The 12,017-nt window shown below is 36.2% G+C and carries 11 protein-coding genes; all 11 read left to right on the top strand.

The window, feature by feature from the left end; all coding sequences use genetic code 11:
• The first annotated feature begins 4 nt into the window (after positions 1 to 4).
• The gene (locus L3V23_RS15245; protein ID WP_102966418.1) at positions 5 to 277 is read left to right on the top strand and encodes a hypothetical protein; all 273 of its coding nucleotides are present in this window, start codon (positions 5 to 7) and stop codon (positions 275 to 277) included.
• The gene (locus L3V23_RS15240; protein WP_102966417.1) at positions 274 to 1,923 is read left to right on the top strand and encodes a glycosyltransferase family 1 protein; all 1,650 of its coding nucleotides are present in this window, start codon (positions 274 to 276) and stop codon (positions 1,921 to 1,923) included. The genes L3V23_RS15245 and L3V23_RS15240 overlap by 4 nt, the downstream gene beginning before the upstream one ends.
• A 16-nt stretch (positions 1,924 to 1,939) precedes the next feature.
• Complete coding sequence (locus tag L3V23_RS15235) at positions 1,940 to 2,917, top strand: FAD-binding oxidoreductase (protein ID WP_102966416.1); 978 nt, start codon at positions 1,940 to 1,942, stop codon at positions 2,915 to 2,917.
• Positions 2,918 to 2,949: 32 nt separating this feature from the next.
• Positions 2,950 to 3,723 (top strand): glucose-1-phosphate cytidylyltransferase, encoded by a 774-nt coding sequence (gene rfbF, locus L3V23_RS15230; RefSeq protein ID WP_102966415.1) that lies wholly within the window; start codon positions 2,950 to 2,952, stop codon positions 3,721 to 3,723.
• Positions 3,724 to 3,725: 2 nt separating this feature from the next.
• Positions 3,726 to 4,808 carry a CDP-glucose 4,6-dehydratase gene (gene rfbG / locus L3V23_RS15225; RefSeq protein ID WP_102966414.1) on the top strand — a complete coding sequence of 361 codons (1,083 nt, stop codon included), beginning with the start codon at positions 3,726 to 3,728 and terminating at the stop codon, positions 4,806 to 4,808.
• Positions 4,808 to 6,121 (top strand): lipopolysaccharide biosynthesis protein RfbH, encoded by a 1,314-nt coding sequence (gene rfbH, locus L3V23_RS15220; protein WP_102966413.1) that lies wholly within the window; start codon positions 4,808 to 4,810, stop codon positions 6,119 to 6,121. Before rfbG ends, rfbH begins: the two co-directional genes overlap by 1 nt.
• Before the next feature lie 18 nt (positions 6,122 to 6,139).
• A complete protein-coding gene (locus tag L3V23_RS15215; protein ID WP_102966412.1) occupies positions 6,140 to 7,012 on the top strand; it encodes an acetaldehyde dehydrogenase (acetylating) in 873 nt (290 codons plus the stop codon).
• A gap of 6 nt (positions 7,013 to 7,018) precedes the next feature.
• Positions 7,019 to 8,029 (top strand): 4-hydroxy-2-oxovalerate aldolase, encoded by a 1,011-nt coding sequence (gene dmpG / locus L3V23_RS15210; RefSeq protein WP_102966411.1) that lies wholly within the window; start codon positions 7,019 to 7,021, stop codon positions 8,027 to 8,029.
• Positions 8,029 to 9,039 carry an NAD-dependent epimerase/dehydratase family protein gene (locus L3V23_RS15205; protein ID WP_102966410.1) on the top strand — a complete coding sequence of 337 codons (1,011 nt, stop codon included), beginning with the start codon at positions 8,029 to 8,031 and terminating at the stop codon, positions 9,037 to 9,039. The genes dmpG and L3V23_RS15205 overlap by 1 nt, the downstream gene beginning before the upstream one ends.
• 14 nt (positions 9,040 to 9,053) lie before the next feature.
• On the top strand, positions 9,054 to 10,880 hold the full coding sequence (locus L3V23_RS15200) for a thiamine pyrophosphate-binding protein (RefSeq protein ID WP_102966409.1): 1,827 nt from the start codon (positions 9,054 to 9,056) through the stop codon (positions 10,878 to 10,880).
• Between the two features lie 117 nt (positions 10,881 to 10,997).
• Positions 10,998 to 12,011, top strand: coding sequence for an NAD(P)-dependent oxidoreductase (locus L3V23_RS15195; RefSeq protein WP_102966408.1), 1,014 nt, complete (start codon positions 10,998 to 11,000; stop codon positions 12,009 to 12,011).
• The last annotated feature ends 6 nt before the right edge of the window (positions 12,012 to 12,017 follow it).

Here is a 12,017-nt window from a genome sequence, read left to right as displayed (position 1 = left end):
TAATATGAATATGATGAAAAAAATTACTTATTTTATATTAGCTCACTTTTTTGCATTTATTAAGAATAAGTTGCGTCTATTTCCTAAAACTAAATTTTTTTTAAAAAAAATTGTTATGTCTTCTTCATTATTAACTGTTTTTTTTAGAAAGCTTGGATTGATGCTCACTCCCACAGGTCCTGCATTGAATTTTGACCAGTTGAACAAAGCTCTGACACCAAGACAAAAAGTGATTTTTGAAAAGATGGAGGGAAATTCAATGGGAACTCGAAAATGAAGAAAGCATTTATATTTAGTGCTGATTATTTAGATTGTATGGATTTTTCTGTACTTCAAAACGAAGTTTTGAATCAAGTACAATGCAAGGATATGCCATTTATTTTCGTTCTAGGTTCTTGTAACCAGCCGTATGAGCCAACCACAATAATTAATATTTTGGGGAGAGGCTTTGCAAGTAGGGATTACAGGTCTATAGATCTGATAGAATTAGGTTTAACAAGTGTGTTGAATCTAGAGATTATTAGCCTGATGCTTTACTCATACGGTTACAATTCATTTATATCATTTAATGATGATATTATTAATAGTTTTCTTTTTGAAGATGGCGACAAGGTTAATAAAGTTGATGATTGCAAAGGTGATTCATTTACTTGCTACTCAATTACTGAGGAAGTTAATCTCAATAGTGTCATCGATATTATTAAAAATGATAAACTCAATTACATTCAGCTAAATGAAGTTTCAAAAATATTATCCTATATAAAAGTAGAGCCAGATACTAAAAAAATATTATATATTGACATTAGCACTTTGATACATTTCGACCATGCTACAGGGATACAGCGTGTTGTAAAAGAGTTAGCTAAGCAAATTATGTCATTTAACCTATCTTATGACTGTAAGCTTATCTATTCATACCCCAAACATGAACATTTTTATGAAGCGGATTTATTAGAATATACATATAAAACTCAATCATCAGCGTCAATAGAAAAGCACATGATTGATTTTTTCGATGGTGATAAGATTCTATTTTTGGATTTACATCCTTCAAATGCTTATACAAAAAAGGACATAATTAAAAGCCTGCAGTTACGTGGCGTAGAATCATATTTTATTGTGTATGATTTGCTACCGATATCACATCCTCATTGTTTTGTCCAAGAGCTGGTGGATGATTTCAAATCATGGTTGGAGACCGTAGTATGCTCTAATGGGGCAATATGTATTTCAAATGATGTTAAAAATAAGTTGGAACAATGGATTTCCACTAGTGGCACATACAAGTATCCACACTTTTGGAATGAATACTTTCATTTAGGCGCTGACTTTAGTGTATCAACAATTAAAAGTAATGATAAACCAAGTCAAGCATCACTACTGGAAAAATATATTATTAATGAAAGCTACAACGTTTATTTGATGGTGGGTACTGTTGAGCCTAGAAAAGGGCATGTGGATGTTCTTGATGCTTTTGAGTTAATGTGGAGAGAAAGCTCAAGTGATATCCTAGTGATCGTTGGTAAAGCTGGATGGAGAAATAAAGAGCTAATAAAGCGACTTGAAACACATTCTATGCTAGGAGTTCGGTTATTTTGGTTGCAGGGCTTGAGTGATGGGTATCTCGATTATCTGTATCAAAACTCTACATGCTTGATATCTGCCAGTGAAGGGGAGGGATTTGGTTTACCCTTAATTGAGTCTGCTCAATATGGGTTGCCGATAATTTCCCGCGATATACCAGTATTCAAAGAAGTTGCAGGAGATTTTGCATATTATTTCCAAAATGGTAAATTACATGAAGCAATAATAGATTGGAAAAATTTACACAAAAACAATTCTCATCCAAAATCTGAAGGTATGAAGTATTTGAGCTGGAAGGAAAGCGCAGATAGCTTGCTAAGTCATATTATTAGTAGATAAAGGATTTTAGTAGATTATGTCTAATTCGAAAAAAGTAGAAGTAATACCTTCTGGTATAAGTTTTTCTTGCCATGGGAATATACTTCAAGATGCTTTGTCCAAAGGTATCGCTCTTGAACATAGCTGTAAAAATGGAAGCTGTGGAGTGTGTTCTGCCAAGTTATTAAGTGGAATAGTGGAAGATCAATATGGCAAAGAAATTTCTAGTGGCAAATTTTTAACCTGTCAATCCAAGGCAAAAACCGACATAGTAATAGAGGCCAATTATTACCCAGAGCTAGTTGGTATTAATGAAATAACTACGCCATGTAAAGTTACTGAAATTAAATATGTAACTGATGATATAGTTGTAATTAATTTTAGGTTGCCTCCTACGAGCAAATTTGAATATTTACCTGGTCAATATGTGAATTTGAAATTTAATGGAGTGACTAGAAGCTACTCTATTGCATCAGCGATAAATAATTCTAAAGGACTAGAATTACACATACGAAAAGTTCCTAACGGAAAAATGTCAAATTTAATTTTTGGTTCAATAAAAGAAGGTACCTTAATGAGGTTAGAAGGACCAAAAGGCACTTTTTTTGTGAAAAATAACCAGAAACCAATCATTTTATTAGCTGGCGGGACGGGGATAGCTCCTATTAAAGCGATACTTGAAGACTTAATCGCAAAAAATGACCCAAGAGCCATCTGTGTTTATTGGGGAATGTCAACTTCCGATACTTTTTATGTTATTGAGTTGGAAAAATGGGCTGAACGCTATGACAACATTACTTATGTTCCTGTACTATTTTCGAGCGTAGGTCATTGGGAAGGTAGAAGAGGCTTTGTACACGAAGCTGTGTGCGATGATTTTGAGTCACTAAGTGAATATGAAGTTTATGCTTGCGGTTCACCACTTATGATAGATGCAGCAAAGAAAGAGTTTTGTAAGTTGGGTTTACCTATGGATTCTTTCCATTCAGACGCCTTTATTGCAGCTAGCAGCTAATTAATGAATTAATATTATGGAGATATAGAAAAATGAAAGCAGTAATTCTTGCTGGTGGTTTAGGCACTCGATTGAGTGAAGAAACATCCATAAAACCCAAACCAATGGTAGAAATTGGTGGAATGCCAATTCTTTGGCACATCATGAAACAATACTCAGCTCATGGTATAAATGACTTTGTTATTTGCTGTGGTTATAAGGGATATGTTATTAAAGAATATTTTGCGAACTATTTCTTGCATATGTCCGATGTAACATTTGATATGAAGCAAAATGAGATGATTGTACACCGAAAGCGAGCCGAACCATGGACTGTTACTTTGGTTGATACTGGCGATAATTCTATGACAGGTGGTCGATTAGGTCGAGTGGCTGATTATGTAAAAGATGAGAAAGCATTTTGTTTTACCTACGGTGATGGTGTGGGTGATATCGACATCTCTAAAACAATAGACTTTCATTTTTCTCATGGTAAGAAAGCAACACTAACTGCTACATACCCACCGGGTCGTTTTGGTGCTCTAGATATTAAACATGGTCAAGTCGATAGCTTCAAAGAAAAGCCTAAAGGTGATGGCGCGATGATCAACGGTGGTTTTTTTGTACTGTCACCTGAGGTGCTAATGTATATTGATGGTGACAGCTGTGTTTGGGAACAGTACCCACTGAATCAATTAGCTGAAGACGGTGAACTTATGGCCTATGAGCATCATGGATTTTGGCAACCAATGGATACTTTAAGAGATAAGGTGTATCTCGAAGAACTTTGGCAAGCTGGCAAAGCGCCTTGGAAAATTTGGGAGTAATAATGAATCCAACATTTTGGCATGGTAAAAAAGTTTTTATTACTGGACATACTGGCTTTAAAGGTGGTTGGCTTTCACTATGGCTACAGGAAATGGGTGCTATAGTAAAAGGATATTCTCTTCCTGCTCCGACAACTCCCAGTTTATTTGAGCAAGGGAAAGTATGGGCAGGTATGAGAACGGAAGAAGGCGATATCCGCGATTTTACTCACATGCGACAAAGTATGTATGAGTTTAAACCAGAAATAGTTTTTCATATGGCTGCCCAGCCATTAGTGCGTCTTTCATACCATGAGCCAATCGAAACATACTCAACGAATGTTATGGGTACGGTCTATTTGTTAGAAGCGGTTAAGCAAGTTGGTGGCGTTAAAGCTGTAGTTAATATTACATCTGATAAATGTTACGAAAACCGAGAGTGGGTTTGGGGATACCGAGAAGATGAACCAATGGGTGGTTATGATCCATATAGCAACAGTAAAGGATGTGCTGAGTTGGTTGCTTCATCTTATCGTCAGTCCTTTTTTAATAAAGAAAATTACCATCAGCATGGATGTGCTTTAGCATCGGTTCGTGCTGGTAACGTTATTGGTGGTGGCGATTGGGCAGAAGATAGATTGATTCCAGATATGTTAAAAGCATTTTCAAATAATCAAACAGTAGAAATTCGAAGTCCTCATGCAATTCGTCCTTGGCAGCATGTTCTTGAACCTTTGTCTGGTTACCTAACTATAGCAGAAAAGCTTTATACTGGAGGTCCCGACTTTGCTGAAGGATGGAATTTTGGTCCTCGAGACGAAGATGCAAAGCCTGTTGATTGGATAGTTAATCGATTAGCTGAACTTTGGGGTGCAGAGGCTCGCTGGTCTTTGTGTGATGGGGAACATCCACATGAGGCTCATTATCTTAAGCTTGATTGTTCGAAAGCAAAAATGCGACTAGATTGGCAGCCTGTTTGGGATCTAGATACAACACTGGAAAAAATTGTCTCTTGGCATAAAGCTTGGCTTGCCAAACAAGATATGCACCAATATACAATTAACGAAATTAAACAATATATGACCGCACGAGCAGGTAAAGAGTAATGTCAAAAGAACAATTAAGAAGTCAAATTGCAGAATTAGTAGCACAATATGCGGCCATTGAATACGCACCTAAGATGTTTATCGGAGGAGAAAGCGTTGTTCCGCCATCGGGTAAAGTTCTTGGAGCAAAAGAACTACAACTTATGGTAGATGCTTCTCTTGATGGATGGTTAACTACTGGTCGCTTTAATGAAGCTTTTGAAAAACGCTTAGGTGAGTACCTCGGTGTTCCATTTGTATTGACTACAACTTCGGGTTCCTCTGCTAACCTATTAGCACTGACAGCGTTAACGTCTCCAAAACTTGGCGATCGTCAATTGAAACCGGGTGATGAAGTGATCACTGTAGCAGCTGGTTTTCCAACGACAGTTAACCCTACGATACAAAACGGTTTAATTCCTGTTTTTGTAGATGTTGATATTCCAACTTATCAAATCAAATCTGAACTTATTGAAGCGGCCGTTTCTGAAAAAACCAAAGCGATAATGGTAGCTCATACATTAGGTAACACTTTTGATTTAACTGAAGCTAGAAGAGTAGCGGATAAATATAATCTTTGGTTAATTGAAGATTGTTGTGATGCTTTGGGCTCAACATATAATGGCCAAATGGTAGGTACGTTTGGTGATATTGCAACGGTAAGCTTTTATCCTGCTCACCATATTACAATGGGCGAAGGCGGCGCAGTTTTCACTAAAGATAAAGAACTACGTAAACTTATTGAATCTTTCAGAGATTGGGGGCGTGATTGTTATTGTGCACCTGGTTGTGACAATACTTGTGGAAAACGCTTCGACCAGCAACTAGGATCTTTACCTCAAGGATATGACCATAAATATACTTATTCTCATCTAGGATATAATTTAAAAATTACAGATATGCAAGCTGCTTGTGGTCTGGCTCAAATGGATCGAGTTGAAGAGTTTGTTCAAGCACGTAAAGAAAACTTTGCCTACCTTAAAAATGGACTAGCTTCATGCGAAGAATTCATTATTTTACCTGAGGCGACAGAAAATTCTGAACCATCTTGGTTTGGTTTCCCTATCACAATCAAAGATGATTCAGGCATTAGCCGTGTAGATTTATTGAAATTTATGGATCAGAACAAAATTGGTACTCGTTTATTATTTGCTGGTAACTTGACACGTCAGCCATATTTTGAACATGTAAAATATAGAGTGGTAGGTGAACTCACTAATACTGATTTAATCATGAACAATACGTTCTGGATTGGTGTTTACCCAGGACTAAGTAAAGAACATCTAAATTATATTATAGAAAAATTCGAAGAGTTTTTTGGTTTGAATTTCTAAAAGATAGGCCAGAGACAAATGAATAAAAAACTTAAAGTTGGAATTTTAGGAACTGGCAATATTGGCACAGATCTTTTGCTTAAAATTATACGGTCAAAATTTTTAGAGTGTAAAGTATTTGTCGGTAGAAATTTAAATTCAACAGGGATGAGAAAAGCAGTTGAGCTTGGTATTCCTATATCAGATAAGAGCATAGAAGCGTTTACAAGTGGCTTGTTTGATGTGGATTTAGTATTTGATGCTACTTCCGCTCAAATGCACAAAAAGCATGCTCCTATATTTGAAAGTATGGGCATACTGGCAATCGATATGACACCTTCACAAGTAGGGAGTATGTGTGTACCTGCTATTAATATGGAGGAATGTCTAGGTAAGAAGAATATGAACATGATCACGTGTGGTGGCCAAGCTTCAGTTCCTATTGCTTATACATTAAAGAAGGTCGTCCCTGAAATCGAATATATTGAGACTGTGTCAGCGATTTCATCTAATTCAGCTGGTCCTGGTACTAGAGCAAATTTAGATGAATATATCAATAATACAGAAGCTGCTTTATCCTATTTTTCTGGCTGCAATAATGTAAAAGCCATTATAAATTTGAATCCAGCAATTCCTCACATAGACATGCAAACGACTGTCTTTGCGAAGGTTAGCTCATGTAATATTGAAGAAGTAAAATCAGCGATTAATGAATGTGTTAAAACGATTCAAAGTTATGTGCCTGGTTATAAATTGGTTGTAGAACCCGTGTATGAATCAGGTCGAATTATGGTAATGGTTAGAGTTAAAGGACTCGGAGACTATTTACCACAGTATGCAGGTAATCTGGACATCATTAATTGCGCTGCAATATCGCTGGCAGAATCATATGCTAAGAGTAGGGAGAATTGATCCTTTATGAAAAATATTGTTATTAGTGATGCAACCCTCAGAGATGGCAATCATGCTGTGCGCCATCAGCTAAGCCGTGAACAGATTCAACAATATTGCATTGCAGCTAATGCTGCCAACATTCCTATTGTAGAAGTTGGGCATGGGAATGGTATCGGAGCAAGCTCTATACAAGTTGGTCTTGCGAAAGAGTCAGATGAAGTATTATTGGCGACAGCAAGAGAGCATCTGACGACCTCTAAGTTAGGCATACATGTAATACCTGGATTCGCAACGATTCAAAAAGATTTGAGCCGAGCAATTGATTTAGGTGTGGATGTATTTAGGATCGCTAGCCATTGTACAGAAGCCGATGTCACCGCCAAGCACATAGCCTATGCGAGAGAGCATGGGAAAGAAGTGTATGGAGTCCTTATGATGAGCCATATGGCAAGTGTTAAAGCACTTGTCGAAGAAGCTCAAAAAATGGAATCCTATGGAGCAGAGGCTGTAATTATAATGGACTCTGCTGGCGCCTATTTGGGGAGTGATGTTTATGACAGAATCCGAGCGTTACGAGATGGATTGAATTGTCAGGTCGGTTTTCACGGCCATAACAATTTGGGCTTAGCTATTTCAAATTCACTAATAGCAGCGAATAACGGTGCGACCATCATTGATGGTTGCGCAAGAGGATTTGGAGCTGGTGCCGGAAATAGTCAGCTTGAAGTGCTAGTTGCAGTATTTGAAAAAGAAGGTTTTTATACAGGTATAGATCTTTATAAAGCTTTAGATGCCTCTGACATAGCTGAACATAATTTGATGGAGAAGGTTCCAACAATCAGTTCTACGAGTATTGTTAGCGGTTTATCTGGCGTTTTTTCTGGTTATCTTATGAGGGTAAACCAGGTCGCTAAGGAATATGGAGTTGATCCTCGAGATATATTCTTTAGCCTTGGCGAGAAAAAAGTTGTAGCAGGTCAAGAAGATATGATCGTTGAAGTTGCCCAAGAACTTTTAGCCAAAAGGAAGGTTTAATGAACTCAAATCAGGTAAGTTATATTGATAATGAACTCAAAAGTGCATTCTTAGAAACTGAATTTGTAGACCTACTTAAAAATAAGCGAATCTATATTACAGGTGCATCGGGTTATATAGGTAAGTGGCTACTTTTCAGCTTCTCATTTTTGAATAAGACAAAAAACTTTAATATAAAAGTTACCGCAACTTCAAGAAATATACTTGATAGTGATTTCTTAGAATATACCGATAGCAGTTTTGAATATCGGAATGTAGATGTTCGCAACGCATTTGATATTCCACAAGATGTAGACTACGTAATTCATTTAGCAGGTGTTCCAGATCGTAGGATACACGCATCTGATCCATTAGGAGTGATAAGTACTAATATCGATGGTACCAGAAATGTATTAGAATCTGCCAGTAGGGTTCCTGGTTTGAAGAAAATATTAGTTTTTTCATCAGGTCTAATACATGGAAACCAATATGTTGATGAAAATGGGACAGTACATTATCGACCATCTGATACACTTAATTTCTCTTCTTCCTATATTGATTCTAAAAGAGTTCAAGAAAATATCTGTCACGTCTATTTTCGTCAATTTCAACTTCCTGTATCAATAGTAAGGCCTTATTCTTTCATTGGACCACTCCAAGAGTTAGATAGACCATGGGCTATAAATGATTTCATAAATGGCGCAATTAGGAATAATGAAATTAGAATATTAGGTAATTCACATACAGAAAAAAGCTATCTTTATTCAATAGATATGGTTAATGGGATATTGAAATTTCTTGTTTCTGATGAGTTTGAAACACCATTAGAATTAGGATCTAATAAACCTGTTACATTGAGTCACTCTGCTGAGATTATTAGGAGTTGTTTGACAAAAGCAATTAATATTAAGTGTCCTACTAATATGACAGAGCTTGCCCGTCAAGATTTTATCTGTAATAAGACGAATATTAATGAAACGGTTTCTATTGAAGATGCAATATCTCACTCCCTTTCTTGGTATAATTTGTAACTAGAGCATATAAAATGGAAAATATGAAGGTAAGTGACCAAATTGCATTGTTTTTGAAAAATAATGAAATTGAGGTTGTGTTTGGAATAATTGGTGCGGGTATTGCACATGTCTTTGATAGTATAGAAAAATTAGGTTACACAAAGATCGTTAGCGTGCATCATGAACAAGCCGCAGTTATGGCTATGGGTGCATATTATCGAGTGTCCGGAAAATTATCTGCATCGCTAGTTACTACCGGTGGCGGATCTAGTAATGCCGTTACTGGTGTTGTTAGTTGTTGGATGGATTCAATACCAGGAATTATCATATCTGGTAACGAAAAGTCGCAATTCACAACATCAGGAAATTCACTGCGAATTTGGGGTGTTCAAGGTTATGACTCGGTAGCAATGGTTGAAAAAACGACTAAGCTGGCTAAACGGTTGACCGATCCAAAGCGTGTTTATGCAGAATTGGGTATTGCTAAAGATGTAGCATTAAGTGACCGAAAAGGGCCGGTTTGGCTTGATGTTCCAATGGATATTCAATCTCAGAGATGCGATTTAGTTATAGAACCTAAAATGGAAAAAGTTGCTGAGCAAAATTCTGTTAGCGTGTATAACAGTCTTGAAGGTGCAGATAATTTATTAAAGTTACTTGCCAACTCAAAGAGACCTGTTCTTTGGCTTGGACATGGTATAAGGTTAGCCGGGGCTGAAGACCTAATTGAAGATCTGCTAGAACGACTAAGAATTCCAGCTCTTATTAGTTGGCAGGGAATCGATATGATTGACTCAAATCATCCCTATGTATTTGGTCGAGCAGGTGTTTACGGTCAGAGATACTCGAATTTTATTGTTCAAAATAGTGATTTGGTCATTTGTATTGGTACACGAATGGCATATCCTCAAATTGGATATGATATTAATGAGTTTGCTAGAGAAGCAAAAGTCATTGCGGTAGATATAGATCCTATTGAGTTAAATAAATTTAAGGATCGTTTAGATATTTCAGTTTGTGCTGATGCTGGAGATTTTATCAGAACTATTCTAAATAAAACTAAGAATGAATCTATTTGCGATGTTAGTGAATGGCATTCGAAGTGTTTAGAGTATAAAGAGAAATTCCCCAAAATTGCATCTGAACATGAAGATACGAATGGCTTTATGAACTCATATCGGTTTATGGACCGGTTGAACAAAGATATTTCTGCTAACGAAATTATTGTTACTGATATGGGTACTGCTTTGCTATCTGCCCATCAGGTTCTTGACATTGTTCCCCCACAACGATTAATCACATCCACTGGATTAGGTGAAATGGGGTATGGTCTACCAGCAGCAATCGGAGCCTCGTTCGGTTCTGATAAAGGGCAAGTATTATGCTTGAACTGTGATGGTGGTATGATGATGAACTTGCAGGAGTTACAAACCGTTATTCATCATGGCTTACCAATAAAAATAGTTATCTTCAATAACGATGGCTACTTAATGATTAAGAATAGCCAAAAAAGCTTATTTGAGGGTCGATACACGTGTGCTGATGCGACTTCTGGAGTTACGTGTCCGAATTATACAAAAGTTGGTAAAGCATTTGGTTTTGATACCTATCAATTGCATAATTGGGATGATTATGAAACGCATTTTGCTGAATTTATGAATAATCCTAAAGCAAGTATCTGCGAAGTTTTCATGGATCCAGAACAACCATGTTTGCCAAAACTTGGGGTCGCAATAAACTCTAAAGGTGAATTAATTTCACCACCTTTAGAAGATCTATCTCCATTTATTTCTCGGGAAGAGTTTAAAAAATCAATGATTATTGACCCTATGGAAAAGTCACTTAATATTGATTCATAATAGTAGTATATAGATAGAATAGCGGTTTTGGTATAAACCGCTATTTACTTATATAAACGTAATTTAAATTAACATATTATAATTAATTATAATTTTGTTCCAGATTAAGTTAATACAATGAATGTTTTGTCGGATGATTTGAAATTAATTGAAGAGAAGCTAGCACCAATTTTTCCAATGTTATCAAACAAAAGAATATTTATTACTGGTGGTACTGGTTTTTTTGGTAAATGGATATTAGAAACAATCAACTATTTAAATTTCAATAATAAGTTGAATATTAGTGCGACAGTTCTTTCAAGAAATCCTGAATCGTTCAAGAATAAGAATTTTCGATTGTGTAATAGCGTTAACATATCCTTTATAGAAGGTGATGTAAGAGATTTTGATTATAAGGATATTCGTCAGGAATTTGATTATATCATTCACGCTGCTACAGATGCTTCGGCTACGCTAAATAGGAACAATCCAGAATTGATGCGTAGTACTATTATGGATGGTATAACTCATATAATAGGTTTTGCAAAAAATGTTCAATGCAAAAAAATATTATATACAAGTTCCGGAGCAGCTTATGGTCCTCAGCCTCTATCGTTAGATGCGATGGCGGAAGACTTTACAGAGAATAGCAACTTTAATCTTAATGACGCATATTCCAGTGCAAAAAAAGAATCAGAAGAAATATTGGTTAATTGCGATGAATTTGAAACAGTAATCGCAAGATGTTTTGCTTTCTCAGGCCCATATTTGCCTCTTGATGGGACATACGCATATGGGAATTTTATTTCAAATAAGTTAAAAAATGAAGATATAAAAATAAATAGCTCTGGTGAATCGATTAGAACATATCTCTATGCAGCAGATTTGGTTATTTGGCTATTTACGATACTTATTAAAGGAACTGACAAAGCTGTTTACAATGTGGGTTCTGATGAAAAAATATCAATTCTGGATTTGGCAAAAAAAATATCTAATGATGAAATAGCTGTGTCGGTTAGTGGTGAAACTGGAATTGGAATAAGCAGATACGTTCCAGATATAAGTAAGGCTAAATCGGAGTTAGGCCTTGATGTATATACGTCAGTCGATAACTCCATACTTAAGACAGTAAATTTTTACAGAGAAAATTAAACGCTA

It is taken from the genome of Vibrio sp. A1-b2, assembly GCF_021726015.1.
In the GTDB taxonomy this organism is placed as follows: Bacteria; Pseudomonadota; Gammaproteobacteria; order Enterobacterales; family Vibrionaceae; genus Vibrio; species Vibrio diazotrophicus.
This window is presented reverse-complemented; position numbering and strand designations above follow the sequence as displayed.

Bases quoted from the DNA above. Each gene is read 5' to 3' on its own strand.
- L3V23_RS15245 (WP_102966418.1), top strand. From the start codon at position 5: ATGAATATGATGAAAAAAATTACTTATTTTATATTAGCTCACTTTTTT.
- L3V23_RS15240 (WP_102966417.1), top strand. From the start codon at position 274: ATGAAGAAAGCATTTATATTTAGTGCTGATTATTTAGATTGTATGGAT.
- L3V23_RS15235 (WP_102966416.1), top strand. From the start codon at position 1,940: ATGTCTAATTCGAAAAAAGTAGAAGTAATACCTTCTGGTATAAGTTTT.
- rfbF (WP_102966415.1), top strand. From the start codon at position 2,950: ATGAAAGCAGTAATTCTTGCTGGTGGTTTAGGCACTCGATTGAGTGAA.
- rfbG (WP_102966414.1), top strand. From the start codon at position 3,726: ATGAATCCAACATTTTGGCATGGTAAAAAAGTTTTTATTACTGGACAT.
- rfbH (WP_102966413.1), top strand. From the start codon at position 4,808: ATGTCAAAAGAACAATTAAGAAGTCAAATTGCAGAATTAGTAGCACAA.
- L3V23_RS15215 (WP_102966412.1), top strand. From the start codon at position 6,140: ATGAATAAAAAACTTAAAGTTGGAATTTTAGGAACTGGCAATATTGGC.
- dmpG (WP_102966411.1), top strand. From the start codon at position 7,019: ATGAAAAATATTGTTATTAGTGATGCAACCCTCAGAGATGGCAATCAT.
- L3V23_RS15205 (WP_102966410.1), top strand. From the start codon at position 8,029: ATGAACTCAAATCAGGTAAGTTATATTGATAATGAACTCAAAAGTGCA.
- L3V23_RS15200 (WP_102966409.1), top strand. From the start codon at position 9,054: ATGGAAAATATGAAGGTAAGTGACCAAATTGCATTGTTTTTGAAAAAT.
- L3V23_RS15195 (WP_102966408.1), top strand. From the start codon at position 10,998: ATGAATGTTTTGTCGGATGATTTGAAATTAATTGAAGAGAAGCTAGCA.